Genomic DNA, 26823 nt, shown 5'->3' with positions numbered 1-26823 from the left:
CTTACCCGTCTGCTCACCGCACCTGCCGCGCACGGGACCCGCGCGCTCCGTGGCTCAGTTCCAGGCGTTGTTCTGGTTCTGGGCGCGGGAACCCTGCTGGCCCATGCCGAACTGGGCACCCAGACCCTGGCCGATCTGGGCACTCTGCGGCGGCAGCACCTCGCTCGGCTGGACCAGCGCGAAGCCCTGTCCGAGGAAGCTGAGCTCCCAGCCCTCGCCCGTGTTGCCGCGCCGGCGCAAGACACCCGAGGAGTGCGTCTGGGCCTGCATCTGCACCCGCAGGGAGCTGGACCACGCGACGATCGCGTCGGCGTCGGCGTTGACGTACTTGTCGGGCGTGACCTGCAACATCAGTGGCTGGCCGGAGGTCATCAGAGCGACCTTGCCGGTGCCGGAGATGTTGAGCTGGTACTTGCCGGTGCCCGAGATGCCGTACTGGCTGTCCACCGCGATGACCTCGGTGTGGAGCGACGAGTCGAGCGCCAGGACATAGGCGCTGTCCACCGTCAGACCGTCGCGGTCGACATCCACCACGTGGACGTACTGCGCCAGGTTGGCGAGGTAGACCGTGCCCTGCCCGGAGCAGCGCATGAGGTCGAGGCCCTCACCGGTGGCCGCGCGGGCGCGGCGCTGGCCGTTCGACTGGTACTCGCCGTCGAACTCCATCAGCCCCTGGTACGCGACCATGGCCCCCTTGCGGGCGAGGACGTCGTCGTGCCCGGCCAGCGCGACCCGCAGGAGCTGCGGGTTCTGGACCGTGTACCGCTCCTGGGACTGCTGTTCCGTGAAGCTGAAAAGCGGACTCTGCATGGTGTGTTCTCCCTCCCCGTCAGGCCCGGACGCGCAGGCGGTCGGTGCTGTCCTCGCTCGGCTGGACGACGACGATCCCCTGGCCGGAGAAGGCCATCTGGAACGCCTCGCCGCTGCCCCGCCCTATGAGCGAGGAGGCCTTGAAGCTGCGCTTGCCCTTCACCTTGAGGTTCGGGGACCACGCCACGAGGGCGTCCGGGTCGACGTACGTCTCGTCCTCGCCGCGTCCGCAGTCGACGACGATCGGCGTGCCGCGCGAGGTGATCGCGACCCAGCCGGTGCCGGAGATGCACACGTTCCACAGGCCCTGGCCGGCGAACTTGGCCAGCCCCTTGACCCGCTCGACTCCCCACGTGAGGTGGCCGTCGAAGGCGAGGACGTTGGTGCCGTTGACCGAGAGGGAGTCGTTGTTGAGGTTGATGACGACCACGTCGGCGCCGTAGTCGGCGAGGTAGAGCAGCCCGTCACCGGCGCACTTCATCAGGGGCGCGCCCTCGCCGGTGATCCACTGCGAGGCGATCTGGCGGACGGCGGGCGGGTTGGGCTCGTACTGGATGAAGCCCTCGTACGCCACCATCGAGCCGGTGCGCGCGAACAGGTCCTGGCCGGTGGCCATGGCGACCTTCAGCATCGAATGGCCGTGGTTCTCCATCCGGGCCGTGACGGGGGTCGGGGCGTAGCCCGCGAGTTGCTGATTCATGACGGGCTCCCTCAGACCTCGTAGGGCTGGACGACGATGAAGTTGCCGGGTGCGCCCCGGAACTGGAGGTTCACGGTCTCGCCGCTGTGTCCGGGGTAGGCGTTGCGGCGCAGCCGGACCTGGCTGGAGATGATCACCTGGGACGCGGCCGACCACGCCACGACGGCGTTGCAGTCGGCGAAGGTGGTCGGGGTGACCGGCAGGACGACCGGGACGCCGTGGGTCTTGACCACGACGGTGCCGGTGCCCTGGAACTGCATGGTGAACAGGGCGCCGCCGGGAATGCCGTGGCCCTCGATCCGCCGGACCTCGTGCTGAAGCGACTCGTCGAAGGCGAGGACGCTCTCCGCCGAGACGCAGATGCCGTCGCCCTGGAGTTCGATGGCGTGCAGATGGGAGGCGTCCTCGGCGAGGAAGACCTGTCCCCGGCCGGTACAGCGCATCAGCTGCATTTCCTGACCGGTGGCGTTGCCGACCATCCGGCCCGCGAAACCCGCGCCCTTGTAGCTGAAGTCGACCTTGCCCTGGTACATCACCATGCTGCCCTGCCGGGCCAGCACTCCGCTTCCGCCCATGGTGAGGTCGACCCGCATGAGCTGCTGGTTCTGCGGGGTCCAGCGCTGGCCGGTGGCCGTTTCCTTGTACGGCTGGAGCGCGGCCTGAAGACCGGCCCCGGCCTGCGGAACCCCTTGCGGCATGCCGGGCTGCATGCCGGGAGGCTGCTGTCCATACGGACTGGGCGCCGGCTGTCCGTACGGGCCGGGCGCCTGTCCCGGGATCTGTCCGAACTGCGGCTGCTGCGGCGGCTGGCCCGGCTGTCCGAACTGGGGCTGCTGCCCCGGCTGTCCGTACGGAGCCGGCGCGGGCGGCGGAGGCACGGTGCCGCCCTGCGGAACCATCGGCGCCGCTATGGTCGGCGCGGCGTGCATCTGCTGCTGCGGCGTGGGCACCGGGGCCTGCGCGGCCGGTGCGCCGAAGGACGGCGCGGGCTGCGGGATCTGCGGGGCCTGCGGCGCGGCCGGGGCTCCGAACGACGGAGCGGGCGCCGACGCCTGGGCCGGCGGGGCGAACGACGGAGCGGCGGACTGCGGCTGCGGTGCGGCGGGGGTCTCCTCCGCGACCTCGCCGCCGAAGTTCTTCAGCAGCGCGTCGAGCCCGCCGTCGAAGCCCTGGCCCACAGCGGCGAACCGCCATACGTCCTTCAGGTAGAAGTCACCCAGCATCACCGCACGCTCGGTGGTGAACTCCGAGCCCGTGAACGCGTACCTGACGACTTCCTCGCCGCCCGCGACGATCCGGATGTACCCGGGGCCGACCTGCGACATCTGTCCGGCGCCGTCCAGCGTCGCGGTGAACGACAGCTTGTGGATGTTCGCCGGAATACGGTCCACCGTGACGCGGAAGGACTCCGTGTCACCTGCCTGAGCGCCAAGGAGCCGAATGGACTCCTCGGGCGATTTGGGCTGATTGAAGAAGATGAAATAACGGTCGTCGGAGAGCTGCTCATTGGCATCGAGGCCGAAGCAGCTGATGTCAAAGGTCAGTCCCGGGCCGGCAATCTGCACACCTACGTACAGGTCCGTCCCCGGCGTGAGATCGCTGATCTTGGCCTTGTGGCCGCGTTGGAATTCCCTGGCCATGCGTAACGACCGTCCCCCATCCGGAAGGTGAATGCGTCGCGTCAGGCTAACCGCAAACTCCGGCATTGAGCGAAGCCGGTACAGACCCGGTACAGAGTCACCGAACGTCACTCGCCGCGTGCGGCCGGCAGGTGCGGCAGCCGGTCTGCCGCCACCACCCCTTCGAGATAGCCGCGGGCCCGTTCGGTACGGGGGTAGGCGTCGAGGAGCCGCCAGAACCGCGGGCCGTGCCCGGGCACCAGGAGATGCGCCAGCTCGTGGACGAGCACGTAGTCGACGACGTACTCCGGCATGCCCTGCAGCCGGTGCGACAGGCGGATGCTGCCCTCGGCCGGCGTACAGGAGCCCCACCGGGTGTTCTGATTGGTCACCCACCGCACCGAGACGGGCCTGGCCCGTCCATCGAAGTACTGCGCGGACAACCGCTCCGCGCGCTCGGCGAGTTCGGCGTCACCGAGGATGCGTTTGTTCTCCTGGGCGGCGAGTTTGTCGAGCATCACACTCACCCAGCGCTGCTCCTCGGCCTCGGACATCCGGGCGGGAATCAGCACGATGGTGCGGTCGCCCTCCCGGTACGCGGAGACCGTTCTGCTGCGCCGGGTGCTCCTGCGGACCTCGACCGCGCTCGTCGCCGAGGCACGGGGCGGATGGTCTGCCGCACTGCGCCGGTGGGTTCCGGCGCCGCGCGCGGAAGTCTCCCCGGCGAAGCCGGGTGACGGGTCGGCGGGCACGGCACGACGTTACCTGCTGCCCGTGGGAGAAGTCCCGCCTCAGGGACGGTTCACACATGATCCACCCCACGGCATGCACCATTTGAACGACTAATACCCACGCCTGTGGATAACTTTTCGCACGCTTCCGCGGCTCGCTGCATTCTGGCAACGGATCTCACACAGCCACACAGACCGGGGGAAGCCGTGCATCCGATGTTGAAGCCCGCACTGCGCCGCGCATGGCGCGGCCGCGGCACCGTGCAATTCGGAGTGACGCCCGCACACGCGGTGAAGGTCGGCCCGATGGATATCGCGACGGGCTGTTTCATGGAACTGCTCGACGGGACACGTGGGATGTCCCTGCTGCGCGAAGAAGCCAGAACGCTGGATCTGAATGACCATCAAGTAGACACGCTCGTGACGCGATTGACGGACGCCGGGCTGGTCGACGACGTACGGGCCGGCGGCCCGGAAGCCGACGCCCTGCGCAGCCGGTCGGACATCCTGGAGCGTCAGCGGCCCGACCTGGCGTCGCTCTCCGTCGTCCATCCCGAGCCCGGTGCGGGGATGCGCCGACTGGCGGCCCGTCGGTCCATGCGCGTTCAGGTGCGGGGAGCCGGCCGGGTCGGCGCGGCCGTCGCGGCGGTGCTCTCGGGATCCGGCGTGGGCCGGGTCGAGGTCCTGGACGGCGGATGCACCGAGCTCCGCGACGTATCACCGGGCGGCCTGCCCGCCACTGCCGTGGGAGAACGCCGGGACTCGGCAGCCCGGCAACTGGTACGCCGCTCGGCGCCGGGTCCGGCGCCACGCGCACCCGGGGCGGCGGGCGGTGCGGTCGTCGCGGAACCGGGCCTGTCCCTGATCGTGGTCGCCCCGCGCGACGGCTTCTCCGGCTACGTCCCCGATCCAGGCACGGCCGACCCCTGGATCAATTCGGGCACACCCCATCTCTACGCCGGTGTGATCGAGGCCACGGGCTTCGTCGGGCCCCTGGTGCTGCCGGGCGGCACGGCCTGTGCGGGATGCCTGGACCTCAACCGGCGGGACCGGGACCCGCAGTGGCCGCGGATGCTGGCTCAGTGGCAGTCCGGGCGACGCAACGCCGTGCAGGCCTGCGATCTGGGGCTGGCCACGGCGGTGGCGGGTCTCGCGGCGGCCCATGCGCTGGCCTTCCTCGACGGAGAGCTGCCCGCCAGCACCGGGGCCCGGGCGGAGGCCGCACTACCGCTGTTGGACTGGAGGTCCGAGCGGATCGGCGCGCACCTCGACTGTTCCTGTGGAGCGGCTGGGCACACTGAGGGGGTGCGCACCTCCGGGGCCGGCACGGCGCACGACACAATGGCCGGGTAACCGCCGCACGCAGCGCGGCAGTCTGGGATTTGGAGGGGCATATGTCTGATCTTCCCCGGAAGGCGGTCACCCGAACCGCCAAGCTGGCCGCGCTGCCTTTGGGGTTCGCCGGCCGCGCCACCTGGGGGCTGGGAAAGCGCATCGGCGGGAAATCCGCGGAACTGGTCGCCCGCGAGGTCCAGCAGCGCACCGCCGACCAGCTCTTCAAGGTCCTGGGCGAGCTGAAGGGCGGGGCAATGAAGCTCGGGCAGGCCCTGTCCGTCTTCGAGTCCGCCCTGCCGGAGGAGGTCGCCGGCCCCTACCGTGCGGCCCTCACCAAACTCCAGGAGGCCGCCCCGCCCATGCCGAGCGCCACGGTGCACGCGGTGCTCGCGGACCGGCTGGGCGAGAACTGGCAGGAGCTGTTCCTCACGTTCGAGGACAAGCCGTCCGCCGCCGCCTCGATCGGGCAGGTGCACCGGGCGGTGTGGCACGACGGCCGCGACGTGGCGGTGAAGGTGCAGTACCCGGGTGCCGGGGAGGCCCTGCTCTCGGATCTGACCCAGCTCAGCCGGTTCGCCCGGCTGCTCGGCCCGCTGATTCCCGGGATGGACATCAAGCCCCTCATCACGGAGCTGCGCGACCGGGTGTCGGAGGAGCTGGACTACGAGCAGGAGGCGCAGTCCCAGCGGGAACACGCCGAGGAGTTCGCGGACGATCCCGACGTCGTGGTCCCCGGTGTGGTCCACCAGAGCGACCAGGTCCTGGTCACCGAGTGGATCGACGGTGTACCGCTGGCCGATGTGATCACCGGCGGAACGGCCGGGCAGCGGGACCGGGCCGGTCAGCTGCTGGCCCGGTTCCTGTTCTCGGGCCCCGCACGCACCGGTCTGCTGCACGCGGACCCCCACCCGGGCAATTTCCGGCTGCTGCCCCCGGACGGTGACGAGGACGCCGGGGAAGCTCAATGGCGGCTCGGCGTCCTTGACTTCGGCACAGTGGACCGGCTGCCGGGCGGCCTTCCGCAGACCATCGGGGACTCCCTGCGGCTGACGCTGCAGGGCGATGCGGACGCGGTGTACGAGCTGCTGCGCGAGGAGGGGTTCGTCAAGGAGTCGATCGACCTCGCGCCGGACGCGGTGCTCGACTATCTCCTCCCGATCATCGAACCGGCCGAGGTGGAGGAGTTCACCTTCAGCCGGAGCTGGATGCGCAATCAGGCGGCCCGGATAGCGGACCCGCGCTCCCCCGCCCATCAGCTGGGCAAGCAGCTGAATCTGCCGCCCTCCTACCTGCTGATACACCGGGTGACGCTGAGCACGATCGGGGTGCTGTGCCAGCTCGGGGCGACGGTCCGGCTGCGCGAGGAACTCGAGTCCTGGCTTCCGGGGTTCCTGCCGCTGGAGGAGGCGGAAGAGCAGGAGGAAACGTCGTGGGCCGAGGACGGGCAGGCGGTGTACGAGATGGAGGCGGAGGACGAGACCGTGGACAGCGCCGCGGCCCCTGCGGACATCAAGTAGCCGCTCCCCGGCCGGACACCCGGCCGCGGACGGGGAAGCCATTCGCCCAGCCGGGGACTGCGGTGGCATTCGCCCGGCCGGGGAGGGAGAAGCTAGTCGCCCGGACCGCTGCCGACGGTGTTGTTCGGCGCGGCCGTCACCACCAGGCGGAGTCGAGGCGGCCCTCGATGGCCCTGATGTGGGTGCGGGAGCAGTCGTCACAGAAGTAGCGGCGGCTGCCGTTCTCCACGGCGAAGATCCAGGTCGGCGGTGCGCTGTCGCTCCCGGAGCGGGTTCCGCACAGGGCGCACACGATGCCCTGGGTGCCTGCTGTTCCGGGGCGATGAGTCTCCTCGTCCACCTCGTGACGATAACTCCGCTGCGGGGATCCGGCACGGCGCGGCGCTGCACGGCACACACACGTAACACAAGCCGCTCCGGTACAAGCCGCTCCGGTACAAGCCACTCCCGCACAAGCCGCTCCCGCACGAGCCGCTCCCGTACAAGCCACTCCCGCACGAGCCGCTCCCGCGCGGGCCGCCCACCGCACGACCGCGGGGCCGGTCCGAGTGGACCGGCCCCGCGGTAGGGGTGGTGACGTGGGTACTGCTTGCCGGGGAGCAGAGAGCGGCTGCCCCTCAGCGGATTCCTGCGGTGTGCGGACACTGCCGGGTGTCCGGTCCTGCTCGGTTCAGTGCATGACCGCCATGGCCAGCGCACGGCGGGCGCGCATCGAAGCTCGCTCGGCCCTGCGCTGCATCCGCCGCGCGGCGATCAGGCGCACGGCCTGACGCTCCGCATCGGCTTCCCGCAGGCGGTCGTGCATATGCGCACGAGCCAGGGCTTCTGGGATGAGTTGCATTTCACGGGTCCTGTTCTGACGCGAGTCGTTCGCGCCGATGATGGTGACGTCCGGCGTCGCGGAGCCGACGGGCTCTCTCGTGGGGATGGTCATTGGTGCCTGGTTTCGGGGGTCATGGGTCTGGGGACGGTCGATGGTTCCGATGCGCTTCATGGGTTTGGGGGCCGTGACCCCCAGTTCGGCGATCACGCCGCGACCGGGTTCTTGCGCGGACGGCCACGCGGACGCTTGCGAGCAACGACGACGCCCTGGATGAAGAGCTCGCCGCCCCAGACGCCCCACGGCTCGCGGCGCTCCTTGGCGCCGGCGAGGCAGGCCTCGACGAGCGGACAGGTGCGGCAGAGCGACTTGGCGTACTCGACGTCGGCCGGCGACTCGGCGAAGAAGACCTCCGGGTCGTAGGAGCGGCAGGGGACGGGTACGCCGAGGTTCTCGATGGCGTCGTCGAGCGCGGTGAGCGCAGTGAGCGGGATCAAGGTGGAGTCCTCCGTGAGGCCGGGCGGGGGGATCGTTTCGGAAGGCGGTACGGACGGGGCGTGCGCTTCGAGTTGCACGGTGGTGGTGTCCTCGTCTGGTCGTTTCCGGCCTGTTGGCCGGGGGGCGGCTGGTACCAGGTACTGCTTGTCCCGAGGCTCCTTCGTGCTGTCTCGTCCGTTCGGACAAAACAAAAGGGCCGCGGATCCCGAGTGGGGTTCCGCGGCCCTGAAGGCGCCGGCCTGATCGTCGATCAGGCTGGATCACTCCAGGGTTCAGGCCCACGGAAGGCCCACATCGTGTGGTGGTGCGTCGTCTGCTTCTTGGCTCCGGCTTCCGCTCCCGCACCGACGGCCGCAAAGGCATAGGCCTTGGCCTGTCCCTTCGCTACTGCTGCTGCCGGTGCCTGGGTCGGTCGCTCATTGCGCTCCCGCACGGGAAGGCTTGCCAGGGACAGCGGGCTGACGGCGGAAATGCCGGACATACCGGTGCCACGCAGCGAGGAATCCGAAGAGCAGGCGAGGCCGAGCGAGCAGGCGGAGACGACCGAGAGATCGGTCATTTTGTTGGTCTCGATGATGCTGATCACTTCAATCGCCTCCTCTCGGCGTCTCGGGGGACCGGCCAGGCCGGTCCTGCGTATTCGGAATAAGTACAGCACAGGATCAGGGCTTCAGAGAAGTCGCTGTTCCCGTGGTTAAGAACCTATGGTGACGACTGGGGCGGGCGCAAACTATTTTTTCGACGAGTTTTTCTCACATCTCCTCGTCGGGCTCCGCGAGCCCCTCGACCCCGTCCCCACCTGCGCAGATGTCCAGAACTGCGGCGCCGAACCTGCCCAGCTTCCGCGCGCCGACCCCGGAGATTCCCGCCAGTTCGCCCTCGCCGGCGGGCACGGCCTCCGCGATGGCCATCAGCGTCTTGTCGGTGAACACGCAGTAGGTGGGCTGGCCGATCTCCTGCGCGGCGGCCGCGCGCCAGTCGCGCAGCCGCTCGTACAGCGCCTCGTCCATGTCCGACGGGCAGTCGTCGCAGCGCATCAGCTTCATCTCACCGGCATCGGTGAGCGTCTTGCCGCAGACCCTGCACAGCGCGGGCCCGCGTCGCTTCCGCCGGGCCGGGGCCGGGCGCTCGATACCGCCGCCGCCACCTGCCGCGGCCCGGCCGCCGAGCGCCGCCGAACCGGGGCGCAGCCCGTTCAGGAACCGGCTCGGGCGGCGGCCTGCCCGGCCGCCGGGCGAACGGGCCAGCGACCACGACAGCGAGAGGTGGAAACGGGCGCGGGTGACGCCGACGTACAGCAGCCGGCGCTCCTCCTCGATCTGCTCGTCCGTCTTGGCGTAGGTGATCGGCATCATGCCCTCGGTCAGCCCGACCAGGAACACGGCGTCCCACTCCAGGCCCTTCGCGGAGTGCAGCGAGGCCAGCGTCACGCCCTGGACCGTGGGCGCGTGCTGGGCGGCCGCCCGCTCGTCCAGTTCGGCCACCAGGTCGGAGAGGGTCGCGCCCGGCCGGGCCTGTTCGAAGTCCTCGGCGAGCCTGACGAGAGCGGCCAGGGACTCCCAGCGGTCGCGCACGGCGCCGGACCCGGCGGGCGGCTCGCTGTTCCAGCCCTTGGTGGAGAGCACCGCGCGCACTTCGGCGGGCAGCCCCTCCGCCTCGTCCAGCAGGGAGTCGTTGCCCCCGGCCCTCGCCGCGCCGCGCAGGGCGACGCCCGCTTCCCGTACCTCTGCGCGTTCGAAGAACCGCTCCGCACCCCTGAGCTGGTACGGCACACCCGCGTCGGCGAGGGCCTGCTCGTAGACCTCGGACTGCGAGTTGACCCGGTAGAGCACGGCGATCTCACCGGCCGGAACGCCCGCGGCGATCAGGTCACGGATGCGGCGGGCGGTGCCCTCGGCCTCGGCGGGCTCGTCCGCGTACTCCAGGTAGGCGGGCTCGGGGCCGCGCTCGCGCTGCGAGACCAGTTCGAGCCGGTGCTCGGCGGCCCGGCCACTGGCCTGGGCGAGCAGTCCGTTGGCAAGGAGGACGACCTGGGGCGTGGAGCGGTAGTCCCGGACGAGTTTGACCACGGTCGCCCGGGGGTGGCGGGTGCGGAAATTCAGCAGGTGGTCGGGGGTGGCCCCGGTGAAGGAGTAGATCGTCTGGCTGGCGTCACCGACGACGCAGAGGTTGTCCCGGTCGCCGAGCCACAGGTCGAGCAGGCGCTGCTGGAGCGGGCTGACGTCCTGGTACTCGTCGACGACGAAGTGCTGGTACTGGCGGCGCACGTGGTCGGCGATGTCGTGGCGGTCCTGAAGGATGCCGACGGTGAGGAGCAGCACGTCCTCGAAGTCGATCACCGTGCGGTCGCGCTTCAGCTGCTCGTACATCGCGTAGACCTGGGAGATCTCGGCGGGATCGCGCGGGGCGTCCCGCTGGGACTTGGCGACCACGGCCGGATAGTCGGCGGGCACGGTCTGGGTGACCTTGGCCCACTCGATCTCGCTCGTGACGTCCCGCAGCTCGTTGCGGTCGAGCCGGATGCCGCAGCGGGCCGCCGCCTCGGCCACGAGCTGGACCTTGCGCTCCAGCAGCCTGGGCAGCTCGCCACCGACTGCTTTCGGCCAGAAGTACTGGAGCTGGCGCAGCGCCGCGGAGTGGAAGGTCCGCGCCTGCACCCCGCCCGCTCCCAGTTGCCGGAGCCGTCCGCGCATCTCTCCGGCGGCCCGGTTGGTGAACGTGACGGCAAGCACACTCGTCGGCTGGAGTATCCCCGCGCGCACCCCGTAGGCGATGCGGTGCGTGATGGCCCGCGTCTTGCCCGTACCGGCTCCGGCCAGCACGCACACCGGGCCCTGGAGGGCCACGGCGACCTCGCGCTGCTCGGGGTCGAGCCCGTCGAGGACGGCGTCGGCGGAGTCGGGGACCTGCGGGAAGAGGGTGGAATGCGTTGCTGATGTCACCCCGCCATGCTGCCAGGTCGAAAGGGGCGGACGGGGAAGTTGTCCACAGGGCTGCCCTGTCCGTCGTACTAATCAGGGGCGGGTCCGGCTAATCAGGGGCGGGTCCGGGAATGGTGGCCAGGTCACGTACGTTCCCCTTCAGTGCGGCAACGCACATCCCCGCTTCTCCGTGTGACGGAAGAGACCGAAACGGGATGTGGCGGGAATGCCGGGACGACCGATGAGACCAAAAGGAGCGCGAAGACATGCCGGGCACTGTGACGATGTACAGCACCACGTGGTGCGGCTACTGCCGTCGGCTCAAGGGCCAGATGGACCGCGAGGGCATCGCGTACACCGAGATCAACATCGAGCAGGACCCGGAGTCGGCGGCCTTCGTCGAGAAGGCGAATGGCGGAAACCAGACGGTCCCGACCGTGCTCTTCCCCAATGGCTCGACCCTGACGAACCCGAGCCTCGCCCAGGTGAAGCAGGCGCTGGGCGTCTGACCCACTGATGCACACGACCCCCGACCGGCCCGGCGCCGGATCGGGGGTCTTCGCATGTCCGCCCGCGCGGGGCCGAACCCGCTCGCCCCACCCGCCGGGTGGCCACGTTGTACGCATGTCCGCCCGCACGGGGCCGGCCCGGCGATAGCGTGACCGGCATGACGACCGAGGACGAGACGGCCGGCGAGGCGCTGGCCGGAGGCATGGCGAACGCGGGGGCGGTCTTCCGCCGGGGTGCGTGGGTGGAACGTCCGGCGCCGCACCACGCACGCGCCCTCCATGCCCATCTCCTCGCGTTGAAGGAGTCCGGATTCGACGCGGCTCCGACTCCTGTGGGTCTCACCGCCGACGGTCGTGAGCGGCTGACCTTCGTTCCCGGTGACGTGGCGCTGCCGCCGTACCCGTCCTGGGTGCTGACGGCGACGGCACTCCGATCGGTGGGGGTCCTGCTGCGCCGCCTGCACGAGACCGCCGCGGGCATCGGGGCCGGCCCGGACGTCGAGTGGCCCCAGGACCTCGCCGACCCGGAGGGAGGAACGATGGTGTGCCACAACGACGTCTGCCCGGACAACGTCGTTTTCCGCGACGGTCGTGCCGCCGCCCTGATCGATTTCGACCTGGCGGCTCCCGGACGTCCGCTCTGGGACGTCGCCATGGCTGCCCGCTACTGGGTGCCCATGCTCGATCCGGAATCCGCGGCTGCCATCTATCCCGCCGGGCTGGACGCGCCCGCACGGCTGCGGATCCTCGCCGACGGCTACGGCCTCTCGCCGCAGGAGCGCGGCGAGTTGCCCGGCGTGATCGAGCTGGCCACGGAGATCTGCCGGGCGTTCGTCGCCCGCCGCGTGGCCGACGGTGATCCCGTCTACGTGCGCGTGCTGGCCGAGCGTGGCGGGTGGCAGCGCTGGGACCGTATGCGGGCCTGGCTGGCCGCCCATCGTGAGACGTTCACGGTCGCGCTGCTCGACTGACCCGGCGGCCCCGCCCGGTCAGCCCGCCCGGACCGGCTTGGGGAGCGGCTTCCCGTACCAGATCTCGATCAGGCGGGCCGCGATCGAGATGCCGAACGGCGGCAGGATCTCGCCCGATTCGAAGGCGGCCGTCAGCTCCTCGCGGGAGAACCAGCGGGCCTCCTCGATCTCCTCGCCGTCGACGTTGATCTCGAACGTGGTGGCCCGTGCCATGAAGCCGAGCATCAGGCTGGAGGGGAAGGGCCACGGCTGGCTGGCGATGTACTCGACCTCGCCGACCGTGATGCCCGCCTCCTCGAACACCTCGCGGGCCACGGACTGCTCGATCGATTCGCCCGGCTCGACGAAACCGGCCAGCGTGGAGAACCGGCCCTCGGGCCAGTGGACCTGGCGGCCCAGCAGGGCGCGGTCCTGGTCGTCGGTGACGAGCATGATGACCGCAGGGTCGGTGCGCGGGTAGTGCTCCGCGCCGCACGCCTGGCAGCGGCGGATGTGGCCGGCTGCCGCGATCACCGTGCGCTCGCCGCAGCGCGAGCAGAAGCGGTGCAGCCGCTGCCAGTTCTCCAGCGCCACCGCGTGCGCCATCAGTCCCGCGTCGCGGGCGCCGAGGAGCAGGCCCGCCTCGCGCAGGCCCGCCGGGCGCGCCGACTGGTCCATGCGGCCCGGCAGCGAGTCCTTCTGGAGGGCGAAGTAGCTGACGCCGTCGTCATCGGTGCCGAGGAAGTAGCGGTGGGTCTCGGTGACCGGCGCCTCGAAGGCGGGGGTCATCACGAGTTCGGTGCCGTCGGCGGTGTCGTCGATCAGCGCCTGTCCGCCGGAGACGACGAAGACCCTGGTCGTCGGGTGGCTCCACGCAGCGGACAGCCAGGCCTCGTCGAGGCGGTGGTGCGCGGCGCGGTCGATGCCGCTCGGCGCGGTCAGACCGATGGGCCGGTCCGAGGTGGCGTTGTCGAAGGTGCTCACAGGTGCTTCCTACTCCCCCGGGATGGATCGGGTGTTCAGAGGATTCAGCGGAGTGCGGCTGCCAGTTCGCCCCAGAGATGAGCGGTGGTCTCCACGCCCTTGAACAGCAGGTCGAGTTCGACCTTCTCGTTGGGGGCGTGCCAGCCGTCGGACGGTACGGAGATGCCGAGGAAGAGGACGGGTGCGCCGAGGACGTCCTGCAGATCGGCGGCGGGTCCCGAGCCTCCTTCGCGGGTGAAGAGGATCTTCTGGCCGAAGGCCCGTCCCATGGCGCGGGCCACGGCCTGCAGAGCGGGGTGGTCCAGCGGCGTGAGGCAGGGCCGGGTGGCGGGGAGGAAGGTGATCCGGTGGCGGATCCCGGCCGGGATCCGGTCCTCGGCCCAGGCCTGCACGGCCTGCTGGACGTGGTCCGGGTCCTGGCCCGCGACCAGGCGGAAGCTGAGCTTCACCCGGGCCGAGGACGGGATGATCGTCTTGCTGCCTGCGCCCTGGTAGCCGCCGCCGATGCCGTTGACCTCGGCGGTGGGGCGGGCCCAGATGCGCTCCAGCGTGGAGTAGCCCGTCTCGCCGGACGCGGCCTGCGACTTGGCGGTGCGCAGCCAGGTGGCCTCGTCGAACGGCAGCTCGGCGAAGAGGGCGCGTTCGGTGTCGGTGAGCTCGGCCACACCGTCGTAGAAACCGGGGACGGTGACCCGGCCGTCGGCGTCGTGGAGGTCCGCGACGAGGCGGGCGACGGCGGTCGCGGGGTTCGGTACGGCGCCGCCGAACGAACCGGAGTGGATGTCCTGCGCCGGTCCGTGCAGCTCGATCTCGCACTCGGCGAGGCCGCGCATTCCGGTGCAGACGGTCGGCGTCGTCTCGTCCCACATGCCGGTGTCGGAGACGATCACGGCGTCCGCGGTGAGGCGGCCGGCCTGCCGCTCGACCAGGGCGCGGAAGTGCGGGGAGCCGGACTCCTCCTCGCCCTCGACCAGAAGCTTGAGGTGGACCGCGGGGCTGGTGCGGCCGGTGGTGGCGAGGTGGGCCCGGACGCCGAGGGTGTGGAAGAACACCTGACCCTTGTCGTCGGCCGCGCCGCGCCCGTACATGCGGCCGTCGCGGATCACCGGCTCGAACGGGTCGGTGTCCCAGCCGTCCTCGCGGGCGGCGGGCTGCACGTCGTGGTGCCCGTACACGAGGACCGTGGGGGCGTCCGGGTCGTCGGAGGGCCACTCGGCGAACACGGCGGGCGCGCCGTCCGTCTCCCAGATCTCGCTGACCGGGAAGCCGGTCTCCTTCAGCTTGGCGCACAGCCAGCCGGCACTGCGCCGTACGTCCCCGTCGTGCTCCGGCTGTGCGGATACGGACGGGATGCGCAGCCACTCGGCGAGGTCGTCGAGGAAGGCTGCGCGGTGCTGCTCGGTGTACGTACGGACGGCGTTGTCCGGGGTGTCGCTCATGACCTTCAGCTTATCCGTCCGTGGGAGGTGGCTCGTCCAGGAGGATCTTCTCCAGCTCCGGACGGCCCGGGAGGCGGGCCGGGCGGACGCTCTCGCCGCTGCGTACGAAGAGGAAGGTGGCCGTGACGTCGGTGAGCGCGAGGCCGTGCAGTTCGGCCCAGGCCAGGCGGTAGACGGCCAGCTGGAGGGGGTCGGCGGTGTTGGTGCGGCTGGTCTTCCAGTCGACGATCTCGTACGTGTCCCCGGTGCGGTACACCGCGTCGATACGGCCCCGGATCACCCGGCCGGCCAGGGTGATCTGGAAGGGCGTCTCCACGCGGTAGGGGGTGCGACGGGCGTACTCGGTGCGCTCGAAGGCCTCCTTGAGCTCGGCGAGATCGCGTTCGTCGGCGATGTCGGCGTCGCTCTCGTCGCCGCCGGGGAGCTCGTCGGGGCCGAGCATGGGCAGCGGCAGCTCCTCGAAGCGCGACTCGACCCAGGCGTGGAAGCGGGTTCCACGGCGGGCGGCGGGCTGCGGGGGGCGGGGCATGGGACGGGCCAGTTCCTGGGCGAAGCCGTCGGGGTCGTCGGCGAGGCGCAGCAGCTGGGTGGCGGAGAGCGAGGCGGGTACGAGGACGTCGCGCACGGTGGCCCGGGCGCGGCGCAGCTCCCCGGCGAGGGCGTCGAGGTCGCGGTCCCAGGACGCGAGGGTGCGGGACTCCTCGGGCGTGAGCCGGGAAGGCAGCCGCTCGGGGGCGCGGGCCGCCGGGACGTGCGGGGTCGGGGGTACGGGAGGCGGACCGCCGTCGGGGAAGGGGAAGCCGTCGTCGTCCAGGAACGGGTCGTCCTCGGGGAACGGCTCGTCGTCCGGGAAAGGGTCGTCCTCGGGGAACGGCTCGTCGTCCGGGAAAGGGTCGTCCTCGGGGAACGCCTCCTCGTCCGGGCGGAACGCGTCGTCCCGCTCGGACGACGGCTCCTCGTCGGGGAGGAACACGTCGTCCCGCTCGGACCACGGCTCCGGCGCCCCGTGCGTCTCCGTCAGCGGGCCCCTCGTGGCCAGGGCCTCCAGGTGGGCCATCACCGTTTCGGCGGCGGCCCGGCGGCGGGTCATCGCGGTGTCGTCGAGCGGGAGCGGCCAGGCGTGGTCGGCCGCGGCCTCGGCCAGGGCCGGGTTCTCCTCGTCCTCGGCCGGCTCGTCCGCCCACGCCTCGATCTCGCCGTGACCGGCCTCGCAGTGCTCGTACAGCGCGTGCAGGAAGGCGGACGGGCCGCGCGGCTTCTTCTGGGTCGGGCCCCACCAGTGACCGGAGCCGAGCAGCAGGGTGCGGGGGCGGGTGAAGGTGACGTAGCCGAGGCGGAGCTCCTCGGTGTGCTGGTGCTCCTTCATCTCCTCCTTGAAGCCCTTGAGCCCCTTGGCGTCGAAGGAGTGGAGGACGGGCAGGGTGGCCGTGTCGCCGCGCAGGGCGTGCGGAAGGACCTTGGACTGGGAGGTCCAGGCGTCCCGGGACTGGCCGCTGGGGAACTGGCCGGTGACCAGGCCTGGCACCGCGACGACGTCCCATTCCAGGCCCTTGGACTTGTGGGCGGTGAGGACCTTGACGGTGTTCTCGCCGCCGGGCAGCGCGTTGTCCAGGCCCTTCTCGTACTGCGCGGCGGTGCGCAGGAAGCCGAGGAAGGCGAGCAGGGTGGCCTCCCCGTCGACGGAGGCGAAGCGGGCCGCGACGTCGAGGAAGTTGGCGAGGGTCTCGCGCCGGCGGGCGGCCAGGGCCTGCGGGGACGCGGACAGCTCGACCTCGAGGCCGGTGGTGGCCAGGACCCGGTGCAGCACGTCCATCAGCGGGTCGGAGAGCGAGCGGCGCAGGTCGCGCAGCTCGGTGGCGAGGCGGGCGAAGCGGACGCGGGCCTCGGCGGAGAACGGAAGGCGGTCGTCCTGTTCGCCGCCGGAGCCGAGGAAGGTGTCCAGCGCGTCGGCCAGCGAGATCACCTCGGCCGGGTCCACTCCCTCGACGGCGTCGGCGAGCCGGCGGTCGGGGTCGAAGTCCTCGTCGTCGCCGTGGGCGGCGCGGTGGACGAGCAGACGGGCCCGGCGGCCGAGCAGCGCCAGGTCGCGGGGGCCGATCCGCCAGCGGGGACCGGTGAGCAGCCGGACCAGGGAGGCGTTGGCCCCCGGGTCCTGGAGGACTTCGCAGACGGCGACGAGGTCGGCGACCTCGGGCAGGTGCAGCAGCCCGGAGAGGCCGACGACCTCGACCGGAATGTCGCGGGCGACGAGCGCGGCCTGGATCTCCGGGAAGTCCCCGGCCGTGCGGCACAGCACGGCGATCTCACCGGGCGCCTTCCCGGTCCGTACGAGGTGGGCGATCGAGTCGGCGAGCCAGTCGGTCTCCTCGCTGTGCGTGCGCAGCAGGGCGCAGCGCACGAGGCCGTCGCGCTCGGCGCCCGGGGCGGGGCGCAGGGCTTCGACGCCCTCGTGCATGGCGCGCAGGGGTGCGGCGAGGCCGTTGGCCAGGTGGAGCAGGCGGCCGCCGCTGCGCCGGTTCTCGCTGAGGGAGTAGCGGGTGGCCGGGGTGCCGTCGGCGTGCGGGAAGTGGCTCGGGAAGTCGTCGAGGTTGGCGACGGAGGCGCCGCGCCAGCCGTAGATGGCCTGGCACGGATCGCCGACGGCGGTGACGGCGTGGCCGGACGCGGCGCCGTCGGGGCCGCTGCCGAAGAGGGCGGAGAGCAGGAGGCGCTGGGCGACGGAGGTGTCCTGGTACTCGTCGAGCAGGACGACCCGGTACTCCTCGCGCAGGATCGCACCGACCTCGGGGCGGGTGAGGGCGAGCCGGGCGGAGAGGGCGATCTGGTCGCCGAAGTCGAGCAGATCGCGGCTCCGCTTGGCCTCCCGGTAGCGACGGGTCAGGGAGAGCAGTTCGCGGCGGGCCCCGGCGGTCTCGGGGATCTTGCGCAGTTCGGCGTTGCTGAGCTTGGCGCTCTCCAGGGTGCGGAGCAGTTCCGTGTCGTACTCCGCGAGCAGGCCGGGTTCCACGAGGTGTTCGGCCAGCTCGGCGTCGAGGGCCAGCAGGTCGCTGACCAGGGTGGGGAACGACCTGGTCAGGGCGGGGTAGGGGCCGGGTGCTTCGCGCAGCACGCGGGCGGCGAGCTGGTAGCGGGTGGCGTCGGCGAGGAGCCGGGTGGTGGGTTCGAGCCCTATCCGCAGCCCGTGCTCGGTCAGGAGCCGCCCGGCGAACGCGTGGTACGTGGAGATGCCGGGTTCGCCCGGGGGGTTGTCGGGGTCGATGGCATCCGGGTCGGTGACCCCGGCGGCGATCAGGGCCTTGCGGACGCGCTCGGCGAGCTCGCCGGCCGCCTTGTTGGTGAAGGTGAGCCCGAGGACCTGCTCGGGGGCGACCCGGCCGGTCCCGACCAGCCACACCACGCGGGCCGCCATCACCGTGGTCTTCCCCGAACCGGCTCCGGCCACGATCACCTGCGGGGCGGGCGGCGCGGTGATGCACGCCATCTGCTCCGGGGTGAAGGGGATCCCGAGAAGCTCCTTGAGCTGCTCGGGATCGGTGATACGAGGGGACACTCCACAGAGGCTAACCGGCCGCACCGACAACCCGCGAAGCCGTGAGCGGGGCCACAGCCCCGGCGGGTGCGACGCCCCAGGGCCATCAGCATCCGGGCGGTAGTGCCCGTAAGCCGTGCGGGAACGTCTAGATTGACTGCTTGTCGCATCAACAGCCTTATGAGGACGGTCATATGAGCGCCGACGCACCCGCCCCTGACGCCACTGGGCTCAGGAAGCGCATCGACACGACGAAGGCGCACCCGGCGCGGGTCTACGACGTCTTCCTCGGCGGCAAGGACAACTACCCGGCCGACCGTGAGGCAGCGGCCATGGCCCTGGCCGCGAATCCGCGCGGCTACCTCACCGTGCGCCACAACCGGGACTTCATGCGGCGGGCGGTGACCGCCGCCGCGAAGGACGGGATCCGGCAGTTCCTGGATGTCGGCACGGGGCTGCCGACCCAGCAGAACGTGCACCAGATCGCGCAGGCCGTCGCCCCCGACGCGAGGGTCCTGTACGTCGACAACGACCCGGTCGTCCTCGTCCACGCCCAGGCCCTGCTCACCAGCGGCCCGGAAGGCCGTACCGACTACATCGAGGCGGACCTGCGCGACCCCGCCAGGATCCTCGAGGCCGCCCGCCGCACCCTCGACCTCGACCGGCCCGTCGCTCTCGTCCTGGCCGCCGTCCTGCACTTCATCGAGGACGACGAGGCCTACCCCGTCGTGAAGCAGCTCGTCGACGCACTCGCCCCCGGCAGCTGCCTCGTACTGAGCAACGTCAGTTCGGATCTCAACCCCGCCCAGGTCGGTGAGGTGACGAAGGCGTTCAAGGAGCGCGGCTTCGCGATGGTCCGCCGCACGCGGGCGCAGGTGGAGCGGTTCGTGACCGACAACGGTCTGGAGATGCTCGACCCCGGAGTGGTCCCGGTGCACCGCTGGCGTCCGGAGCAGGTCATCGATCTGGCCGAGGCCGCCGATCCCGACCCGGATTTCGTGGCCGGTCTGGACGAGGTGGACCGGACGCGCTACCGGGACATCAACGACGTCACCGACGCGGACATCAGTGTGTACGGAGTGATGGCCCGCAAGCACTGAAAGCGCCGGCGGGCGGCTCACTCCAGGACGTGCCGTCCCTCCGGCTGCGCGCTGCACGAGGCCCTGAAGGTGCAGTGGGTGCAGTGCTGGCCGGTCGTGGGGGTGAACCGTTCGTCCAGGACACGGCCCGCCGCGGTCGCCAGCAGATCGGAGACCCATTCGGTCTCGGGCGGCTCCTGGGCCTGCACCTTGGGAACGGCGTCGCCGCCCTCCTTCTTCGGGGCGGGCTGGCGCAGCTGTACGAGTTCGGCGCCGCCGGACTCGGGACGCCGGCCGTCGAAGACCTCGTCGACCGCGCCTTCCCGGACGGCCAGCTGGTACACGGCGAGCTGGGGGTGGCGGGCGACCTCGTCCTTCGTCGGGGACTGCTTGCCGGTCTTGAAGTCGACGACGTAGGCCCGGCCCTCGGCGTCCTGTTCGACTCGGTCCATGGAGCCGCGGATGCGTACCTCGTACTCCCCCGCCTCCAGCGTCACGTCGAAGTCGTGCTCGCTGGCGGCCGGGGTGCGGCCGGTGCGGTCCATGACGTGCCAGCGCAGGAAGCGTTCGAGGGCGATGCGCGCCTGTTCCTTCTCCTGCCGCGATTTCCAGGGTGCGTCGAAGACGAGCCCGTCCCAGACCGAGTCGAGCCGTTCCATGAGGACGGCGAGATCGGCTGGTGTACGGCCGGAGGCCACCTCGTCGGCCAGGACGTGGACGACGTTGCCGAAGCCCTGGGCCGCGGTCGCTGGCGCGTCGGCCTTCACCTCGCGCCCCAGGAACCACTGGAGCGCGCAGGTGTTGGCGAGCTGGTCGAGGGCGCTGCCGGAGAGGGCGACGGGATCGTCCCGGTCGCGCAGCGGGACGGCCGAACGGGTCGGCTCGTACAGGCCCCACCAGCGGTACGGGTGGGCGGACGGTACGAGCGGCTGCCCCTCGTCGTCGGTGAGCGCGGCGAGGCGGGCGAGGCGGTGGGCGGCCTCCTCGCGCAGGGCGTCGGATGCGGCCGGGTCGACGGTGGTGGCGCGCAGCTCGGCGACGAGGGCGGCGACGGCGAGGGGCCGGCGCGGGCGGCCGGTGACATCGCGGGGCTCGACGCCCAGCTCGGCGAGGAAGCGGGACGGCTGGTCGCCGTCGTCGGCGGGGGCCTTGACCGCGGTGACGACCAGGCGTTCGCGGGCGCGGGTCGCCGCCACGTAGAAGAGCCGCCGTTCCTCGGCGAGGAGAGCGCCGGGCGTGAGGGGTTCGGCGAGACCGTCGCGGCCGATCCGGTCCGCCTCGAGCAGTGAACCGCGCCGGCGCAGGTCGGGCCAGAGGCCCTCCTGCACTCCGGCGACGACGACCAGCCGCCACTCCAGGCCCTTGGACCGGTGGGCGGTCATCAGCCGTACGGCGTCGGGCCGCACGGAGCGCCGGGAGAGGGTGTCCGCGGCGATGTCCTGGGCGTCGACCTCCTCCAGGAAGTTGAGCGCGCCCCGGCCGCCGGTGCGCTCCTCGGCGCGGGCCGCGGTGTCGAACAGGGCGCAGACGGCATCGAGGTCACGGTCGGCGTTGCGGCCGCCCGCGCCGCCGCGCAGGGCGGCGCGCTCCAGCCTGCCCGGCCAGGGCGTGCCGGACCACAGCGCCCACAGCGCCTCCTCGGCGGTGCCGCCGCCTTCGAGGAGCTCGCGCGCCTTGCGCAGCAGCGCGCCGAGGCGCTGGGCGCCGCGGGCGTACGCCGGATCGTGCGCCACGAGCCGCTCCGGTTCGGCGAGCGCGCGGGCCAGCAGTTCGCCGGAGGGCGCGGGCACCCGGTTGCCGGCGGCGCGCTCCTCGTCGCGCAGGGCCCGGCCGAGCCGCCGCAGGTCGGCCGCGTCCATGGAGCCGAGGGGGGAGGTGAGGAGGGCCAGAGCGGTCTCGGTGTCCAGCCAGGACGCGGGGGCGGGGGCCTCGGATTCCGCCCCGGCCCCGGCCCCTGCCCCGGCTTCCGCCTCTGCCTCCGCCTCTGCATCCGCATCCACGTCCGCCTCAGGAACCTCCGCCTCTGCATCCGCATCCACGTCCGCCTCAGGAACCTCCGCCTCCGCCTCCGCGTCCACGTCCGCCTCAGGAACCTCCGCCTCCGCCTCCGCGTCCACGTCCGCCTCAGGAACCTCCGCCTCCGCCTCCGCGTCCGCGTCCACGTCCGCCTCAGGAACCTCCGCCTCCGCGTCCGCGTCCACGTCCGCCTCAGGAGCCCGGGCCCCCGGACCCGCGTCCGCGCTCCGGCGCAGGGCCGCCGTGGCCACCGTGCGCAGGGCGGTCAGGAGCGGGGCCACCGCCGGCTCGTGCCGCAGGGGCAGGTCGTCGCCGTCGACCTCCAGCGGGACGCCCGCCGAGGTCAGGGCCCGGCGCATCGCGGGGATCGTACGGCCGCCGGCGCGGACCAGTACCGCCATCTCGTGCCACGGCACCCCGTCCTCCAGGTGCGCCCGGCGCAGCAGGTCGGCGATGTTGTCGAGCTCGGTGGACGCGGTCGGGTAGGTGTACGTCTCGACGGCGCCGCCCTCGCGCACCGCGCCGAGCTCCCGGTGCGCTCGGACCTTCGCCGACGGCAGCCGGGTGAGCGGCATCCGGCGGGTGAGCAGCCGGGTGGCGGCCAGCAGCCCTTCGCCGGAGCGCCGCGAGGTGGTGAGCACGCCGACCGGGGCCGGGGCGTCGTCCGCACGCCGGAACACCTCGGGAAAGTCGAGGATGCCGTTCACATCGGCGCCCCGGAAGGCGTAGATCGACTGGTCCGGGTCGCCGAACGCGATGAGGTTGCGCCCCCCGCCGCCCCCCGGGGTGCTCCCCCGGTTGCCGGCCAGCGCGTGCAGCAGCCGTACCTGGGCCGGGTCGGTGTCCTGGTACTCGTCGACGAACACGGTGTCGTAGTCCCCGGCCAGCAGCGCCGACACCTCCGGGCGCTCCGCGAGGAGCACCGCGCGGTGGACCAGTTCCGCGTAGTCCAGCACCCCCTGGGCGTCCAGCACGTCGAGGTACTCGGCGAGGAACTCGGCGGCGGCGCCCCAGTCGGGCCGGCCGGTGCGCCGGGCGAAATCGGCCAGGGCGTCCGGTCCGAGGCCCAGCTCACGGCTGCGGGCGAGCACCGCGCGCACCTCGTCCGCGAAGCCGCGCGTCGTCAGGCAGGCCCGCAGCTCGTCCGGCCAGCGGATGTGGGCGCGCCCCTGCTTCTCCAGGTCGAGCTGGCCGGCCAGCAGATCGCGGACGGTGACGTCCTGCTCCGGTCCGGAGAGCAGCCGCAGCGGATCGGCGAAGAGGTCGGCGTCCTGATGGGCGCGGACCAGGGCGTAACAGAAGGAGTGGAACGTGGTGGCCTGCGGTCCGCGCACGGCACCGAGCCGGGCGGCCATCCGGTCGCGCAGCTCGACGGCCGCCTTGCGGCTGAAGGTGAGGACCAGGATGCGGGCCGGGTCGGCGCCCCGTGCGATGCGGGCGGCGACCGCTTCGACGAGGGTGGTCGTCTTCCCGGTTCCGGGTCCCGCGAGCACCAGCAGCGGGCCGCCGGGGTGATCAACCACCGCACGTTGCGCTGCGTCCAGGAGAGGGGGATCCACGGAACCCGGCAGGGTACGCACCAGCCGGTACGCACCCGTGGTCCCCTGCCGTGCGTGACGGTGGGGACTGTGCCGGGTGATGGAGGAGGAGCTCACGTGGGATCGCCGGTCCTGGTGGGTGTACGGGGAGTGAATGCAGACGTACGGGGAGTGGAGGTGCGGCGTCTGCCGCGAACTGAAGACGCTACTCCGGCGAAGGCCCCGAATGCGGCGGGACGACTGCGTGGATCGTCACGTTGCGCGGCCGCGGCGGGCCCCGCACTCGCCGCACGCCCCGCACGCGCCGCGCTCACAGCGAGATCCACCGCACCCGTGCCGCCCCCGCGTCACGCTTCCTGTACGCCGTACGGACCCGGCTCCACCGGATGTGCCCCCGGATGGCCGAAGCTGTCAGGTGTGAGCCGCTCCCCCGCCGTCGCCGCTGTCCGCCCCCGGACCGCCCTTCGCCTCGCCCGCCGGTCCTTCGGGCACGCCGTCCCACCGCGCACGTCTCATGTCGAGACGCGGAAGGTGGCCGTCCGCGCTCCGCGAGGCCTCGCGCAGCGGGGTGCCCTCCTCGCGGTAGTGATCCAGCGCACGCAGCTCGTGGCCGGGCAGCAGCCCGCCGTCGGCCCGCACCACGCGCCACCAGGGCACCGCTCCCCCGTACAGCGCCATGACCCGGCCGACCTGGCGCGGGCCGCCGTCCCCCAGCCACTCCGCGATGTCTCCGTAAGTCATGACGCGGCCGGGCGGGATCAGTTCGGCGACGTCGAGCACGCGCTCCGCGTACTCCGGCAACGCGTCGCTCGTCGGGTGTTCGCTCATCCGGCCCATCCTGCCGTACGCCACCGACAGTCCCGGCTGCTCCGGGCCCGTCCGCAGAAGGAGTGTGCGGCCGACGGGAATGGGGCGTATCTTGCGCATCGCGCGCCCCCGCATCACACCCTGATGCCTCCGTCCGTCCGCCGGCCGTGCCACCATCATGCGGGCGGTGACCGGTGATACGAGAACACGAAGACCAATCAGAGGCGACGAAGGAGCAGGGCGTGCAGCCACCGAAGGCGGCCGACGCCTCTGATGCGGAGCCCAGCCCGGACAAGGACCGGCAGGAACAGCGCCCGGACAAGGACCGGCAGGAGCCGGGCCCCGACCAGGAGAACGCCTCCGGGCGCCTGGCCGGCTCGACGCTCTCGACCTGCGAAGAGACACTGACCGACCGCGTCTCGGGTGACGAACCCCTCCTCCCTGCCCGGGTGCACCGCCCCTCCGACCTGCTGCGGCTCCTCATCGGGGTCCTGGCCGTCGTCGTGCTCTTCTTCGTCGCCGCCTTCGCCCACGGCACGACGACCGGCCTCGAACAGGACATCAGCAAGGGCACCGGCCAGGCGCCCGATCTGCTCATCAAGATCGCCGGACTGGTCTCCAGCATCGCCGTGCTGCTCGTCCCGGTGGCCTTCGCCATCGAGCGGCTGATCAAGCGCGACGGGCTGCGGATCGCGGACGGGGTCCTGGCGGCCGTACTGGCGCACGGGGTGACGCTCGCCACGGACCTGTGGGTCGCCAAGTCCGCCCCCGGCACCATTCAGGACGCCCTGACCCAGCCGGCTCCCGGTGACGCGCTCACCGATCCCGTGCACGGCTACCTCGCTCCGGTGATCGCCTATATGACGGCGGTCGGGATGGCGAGACGGCCGCGCTGGCGGGTCGTGCTGTGGGTGGTGCTGCTGCTCGACGCCTTCGCCATGCTGGTGGGCGGCTACACGACCCCGTTCTCGATCATCCTCACGGTGCTCATCGGCTGGACGGTGGCGTACGGCACGCTGTACGCGGTCGGCTCGCCGAACGTCCGGCCGACCGGCCAGCACCTGATGGCCGGTCTGCGCCACGTCGGCTTCCGCCCGGTCACCGCGATGCGCGCGGAGGACTCCCCCGACTCCGGCGACCAGAGCGACCGCGGGCGCCGCTATCTGGTGTCGCTGGAGGACGGGCCACCCCTCGATGTCACGGTCGTCGACCGCGAGCAACAGGCCCAGGGCTTCTTCTACCGGGTGTGGCGCAGGCTCACCCTGCGCGGCATCACCCAGCGGCGCTCCATCCAGTCGCTGCGCCAGGCGCTGGAGCAGGAGGCGCTGCTCGCGTACGCGGCGATCGCCGCCGGGGCCAACGCCCCCAAGCTGATCGCCACCTCCGAGCTCGGTCCCGACGCCGTGATGCTGGTGTACGAGCACATCGGCGGACGTTCACTGGACGCGCTGGAAGACAGCGAGATCACCGACGACCTGGTGCGCGGTGCCTGGCGTCAGGTGAAGGCGCTCCAGTCGCGGCGGATCGCGCACCGCAGGCTCACCGGTGACGCCATCCTGGTGGATCGTTTTGGCAAGGTGTTCGTCACGGATCTGCGCGGCGGCGAGATCGCGGCCGGTGATCTGGTCCTGCGGATGGACATCGCCCAGCTGCTCACCACCACCGGTCTGCGGGTGGGCGCCGAGCGCGCCGTGGCGGCCGCGCTGGCGGTGCTCGGCCCGGACGCCGTCGCGGACTGTCTGCCGCTGCTCCAGCCGATCGCGCTCAGCCGCTCCACCCGGGCGCAGCTGCGCAGGCTCGCCCGTGAGCGCTCGCAGCGCGAGCGCGAGGCCGTGCTGGACGCGTCGGACGCGGCCAAGCGGGCTCGCGCCCATGACGCGGAGCTCTCCCGGGACGCCGGGCGCAAGGCCGCCCGCAAGTCGCTGCGTACCGAGAAGCAGGCCGAGAAGCGGGCCATGGACGACGCGCTGGACGAGGCCCGCGAGGAGGATCTGCTCACCCAGATCCGCCGGGAGGTGCTGCTGATCCGGCCGCAGGCCCCGGTCGAGCCGGTCCGTCTGGAGCGCATCAAGCCGCGCACGCTGTTCAGCTTCATCGCCGGCGCCATCGCCGCGTACTTCCTGATCTCGCAGGTCACCGAGGCCGACTTCGGTGCGGTGGTCGAGCAGGCGGAGTGGGGCTGGGTGGCGGCCGCGCTCGGCTTCTCGGCGCTCAGCTACATCGCGGCCGCCATGAGCCTGCTGGGCTTCGTGCCCGAGCGGGTGCCGTTCGGCAAGACGGTGCTGGCCCAGGTCGCCGGATCGTTCGTGAAGATCGTGGCCCCGGCCGCGGTGGGCGGGGTCGCCCTGAACACCCGCTTCCTCCAGCGCTCCGGAGTCCGCCCGGGGCTCGCGGTCGCGAGCGTCGGCGCCTCGCAGCTGTTCGGCCTCGGCTGCCACATCCTGCTGCTCGGCGCCTTCGGCTATCTGACCGGTACGGAGAAGACGCCGTCCTCGCTCACTCCGTCCAGGACCGTGATCGCGGGGCTGCTGACGGTCGCCGTGCTGGTGCTGGTGGTGACGGCGATCCCGTTCCTGCGGAAGTTCGTCGTGACCCGGGTGCGGTCGCTGTTCGCCGGCGTCGTGCCGCGCATGCTCGATGTCGTCCAGCGGCCGCAGAAGCTGCTCACCGGCATCGGCGGGATGCTGCTGCTGACGGGCCTGTTCGTGATGTGCCTGGACGCGTCGGTCCGGGCGTTCAGCGGTCCGGACGTGCCGCATCTCAGTTACGCGAGCATCGCGGTGGTCTTCCTCGCCGGCAACGCGCTGGGGTCGGCGGCCCCGACCCCGGGCGGTATGGGTGCGGTGGAGGGTGCGCTGACGCTGGGTCTGATCGCGGTCGGCCTGCCCAAGGAGGTCGCGGCGCCCGCGGTCCTGCTGTTCCGGCTGATGACGCTGTGGCTGCCGGTCCTTCCGGGCTGGCTCTGCTTCAACCATCTGACGCGCAAGGGCGAGCTGTAGCGCGGGGCCGGTCCGCGGGCTT

Annotated in this window: 20 protein-coding genes; 6 read left to right on the top strand and 14 right to left on the bottom strand. The window is 71.8% G+C overall.

Annotated elements, in window-relative coordinates:
- Positions 1-54 precede the first annotated feature (54 nt).
- The 4 genes from OG782_RS25125 to OG782_RS25110 all read right to left on the bottom strand — a co-directional run bounded on the left by OG782_RS25125 (position 55) and on the right by OG782_RS25110 (position 3881).
- The gene (locus tag OG782_RS25125) at positions 55-810 is read right to left on the bottom strand and encodes an AIM24 family protein (protein ID WP_406454571.1); all 756 of its coding nucleotides are present in this window, start codon (positions 808-810) and stop codon (positions 55-57) included.
- Between the two features lie 19 nt (positions 811-829).
- Positions 830-1510: an AIM24 family protein gene (locus OG782_RS25120; protein WP_406454570.1), complete on the bottom strand. Its 681-nt coding sequence runs from the start codon at positions 1508-1510 to the stop codon at positions 830-832.
- Positions 1511-1521: 11 nt separating this feature from the next.
- Complete coding sequence (locus tag OG782_RS25115) at positions 1522-3150, bottom strand: TerD family protein (RefSeq protein WP_406454568.1); 1629 nt, start codon at positions 3148-3150, stop codon at positions 1522-1524.
- Between the two features lie 107 nt (positions 3151-3257).
- Entirely contained in the window at positions 3258-3881 is a 624-nt protein-coding gene (locus OG782_RS25110) for a M48 family metallopeptidase (protein ID WP_406454566.1), read from the bottom strand.
- 186 nt (positions 3882-4067) lie between these two features.
- On the opposite strand from OG782_RS25110, the gene OG782_RS25105 reads away from it, so the two are divergent.
- Positions 4068-5213, top strand: coding sequence for a ThiF family adenylyltransferase (locus tag OG782_RS25105; RefSeq protein ID WP_406454564.1), 1146 nt, complete (start codon positions 4068-4070; stop codon positions 5211-5213).
- A 41-nt stretch (positions 5214-5254) separates the two neighbouring features.
- A complete protein-coding gene (locus OG782_RS25100; RefSeq protein ID WP_406454562.1) occupies positions 5255-6712 on the top strand; it encodes an ABC1 kinase family protein in 1458 nt (485 codons plus the stop codon).
- Positions 6713-6848: 136 nt separating this feature from the next.
- Here the strand turns inward: OG782_RS25100 and OG782_RS25095 are convergent, their stop codons facing one another.
- From OG782_RS25095 to OG782_RS25075, 5 genes are all read right to left on the bottom strand, one after another.
- Complete coding sequence (locus OG782_RS25095) at positions 6849-7052, bottom strand: hypothetical protein (protein ID WP_406454560.1); 204 nt, start codon at positions 7050-7052, stop codon at positions 6849-6851.
- A gap of 330 nt (positions 7053-7382) precedes the next feature.
- Positions 7383-7706 carry a hypothetical protein gene (locus OG782_RS25090; RefSeq protein ID WP_406459267.1) on the bottom strand — a complete coding sequence of 108 codons (324 nt, stop codon included), beginning with the start codon at positions 7704-7706 and terminating at the stop codon, positions 7383-7385.
- Positions 7707-7738: 32 nt separating this feature from the next.
- Positions 7739-8107: a WhiB family transcriptional regulator gene (locus OG782_RS25085; protein ID WP_030915514.1), complete on the bottom strand. Its 369-nt coding sequence runs from the start codon at positions 8105-8107 to the stop codon at positions 7739-7741.
- A 173-nt stretch (positions 8108-8280) separates the two neighbouring features.
- A complete protein-coding gene (locus OG782_RS25080) occupies positions 8281-8616 on the bottom strand; it encodes a hypothetical protein (protein ID WP_406454558.1) in 336 nt (111 codons plus the stop codon).
- Positions 8617-8782: 166 nt separating this feature from the next.
- Positions 8783-10972 (bottom strand): ATP-dependent DNA helicase UvrD2, encoded by a 2190-nt coding sequence (locus OG782_RS25075; protein ID WP_406454556.1) that lies wholly within the window; start codon positions 10970-10972, stop codon positions 8783-8785.
- Between the two features lie 245 nt (positions 10973-11217).
- Here OG782_RS25075 and OG782_RS25070 point away from each other — a divergent pair, with 245 nt between their 5' ends.
- Together OG782_RS25070 and OG782_RS25065 are read left to right on the top strand one after the other, a co-directional pair.
- On the top strand, positions 11218-11460 hold the full coding sequence (locus OG782_RS25070; protein WP_406454554.1) for a mycoredoxin: 243 nt from the start codon (positions 11218-11220) through the stop codon (positions 11458-11460).
- A 158-nt stretch (positions 11461-11618) separates the two neighbouring features.
- A complete protein-coding gene (locus OG782_RS25065; protein ID WP_406454552.1) occupies positions 11619-12431 on the top strand; it encodes a phosphotransferase in 813 nt (270 codons plus the stop codon).
- A gap of 18 nt (positions 12432-12449) precedes the next feature.
- Here OG782_RS25065 and nudC read toward each other — a convergent pair whose 3' ends face one another.
- From nudC to OG782_RS25050, 3 genes are read right to left on the bottom strand one after another with little or no spacing between them, the layout of a single operon-like run.
- Positions 12450-13394, bottom strand: coding sequence for an NAD(+) diphosphatase (gene nudC, locus OG782_RS25060; RefSeq protein ID WP_406454550.1), 945 nt, complete (start codon positions 13392-13394; stop codon positions 12450-12452).
- A gap of 44 nt (positions 13395-13438) precedes the next feature.
- On the bottom strand, positions 13439-14833 hold the full coding sequence (locus OG782_RS25055) for a dipeptidase (protein ID WP_406454548.1): 1395 nt from the start codon (positions 14831-14833) through the stop codon (positions 13439-13441).
- 10 nt (positions 14834-14843) lie between these two features.
- Positions 14844-18383 (bottom strand): UvrD-helicase domain-containing protein, encoded by a 3540-nt coding sequence (locus OG782_RS25050; RefSeq protein WP_406454546.1) that lies wholly within the window; start codon positions 18381-18383, stop codon positions 14844-14846.
- Positions 18384-18556: 173 nt separating this feature from the next.
- On the opposite strand from OG782_RS25050, the gene OG782_RS25045 reads away from it, so the two are divergent.
- Positions 18557-19462, top strand: coding sequence for an SAM-dependent methyltransferase (locus OG782_RS25045; protein ID WP_406454544.1), 906 nt, complete (start codon positions 18557-18559; stop codon positions 19460-19462).
- Positions 19463-19479: 17 nt separating this feature from the next.
- Here the strand turns inward: OG782_RS25045 and OG782_RS25040 are convergent, their stop codons facing one another.
- Positions 19480-23112: an ATP-dependent helicase gene (locus OG782_RS25040; RefSeq protein WP_406454543.1), complete on the bottom strand. Its 3633-nt coding sequence runs from the start codon at positions 23110-23112 to the stop codon at positions 19480-19482.
- A gap of 294 nt (positions 23113-23406) precedes the next feature.
- The gene (locus OG782_RS25035; protein ID WP_406459265.1) at positions 23407-23823 is read right to left on the bottom strand and encodes an MGMT family protein; all 417 of its coding nucleotides are present in this window, start codon (positions 23821-23823) and stop codon (positions 23407-23409) included.
- A 221-nt stretch (positions 23824-24044) separates the two neighbouring features.
- On the opposite strand from OG782_RS25035, the gene OG782_RS25030 reads away from it, so the two are divergent.
- Complete coding sequence (locus OG782_RS25030) at positions 24045-26801, top strand: lysylphosphatidylglycerol synthase domain-containing protein (RefSeq protein ID WP_406454541.1); 2757 nt, start codon at positions 24045-24047, stop codon at positions 26799-26801.
- Positions 26802-26823: the final 22 nt, after the last annotated feature.

This window comes from Streptomyces sp. NBC_00876 (assembly GCF_045207435.1).
Classification (GTDB): Bacteria; Actinomycetota; Actinomycetes; order Streptomycetales; family Streptomycetaceae; genus Streptomyces.
Note: the sequence above shows the minus strand (reverse complement) of the source record. Positions and strands in the feature narration are given on the sequence as shown.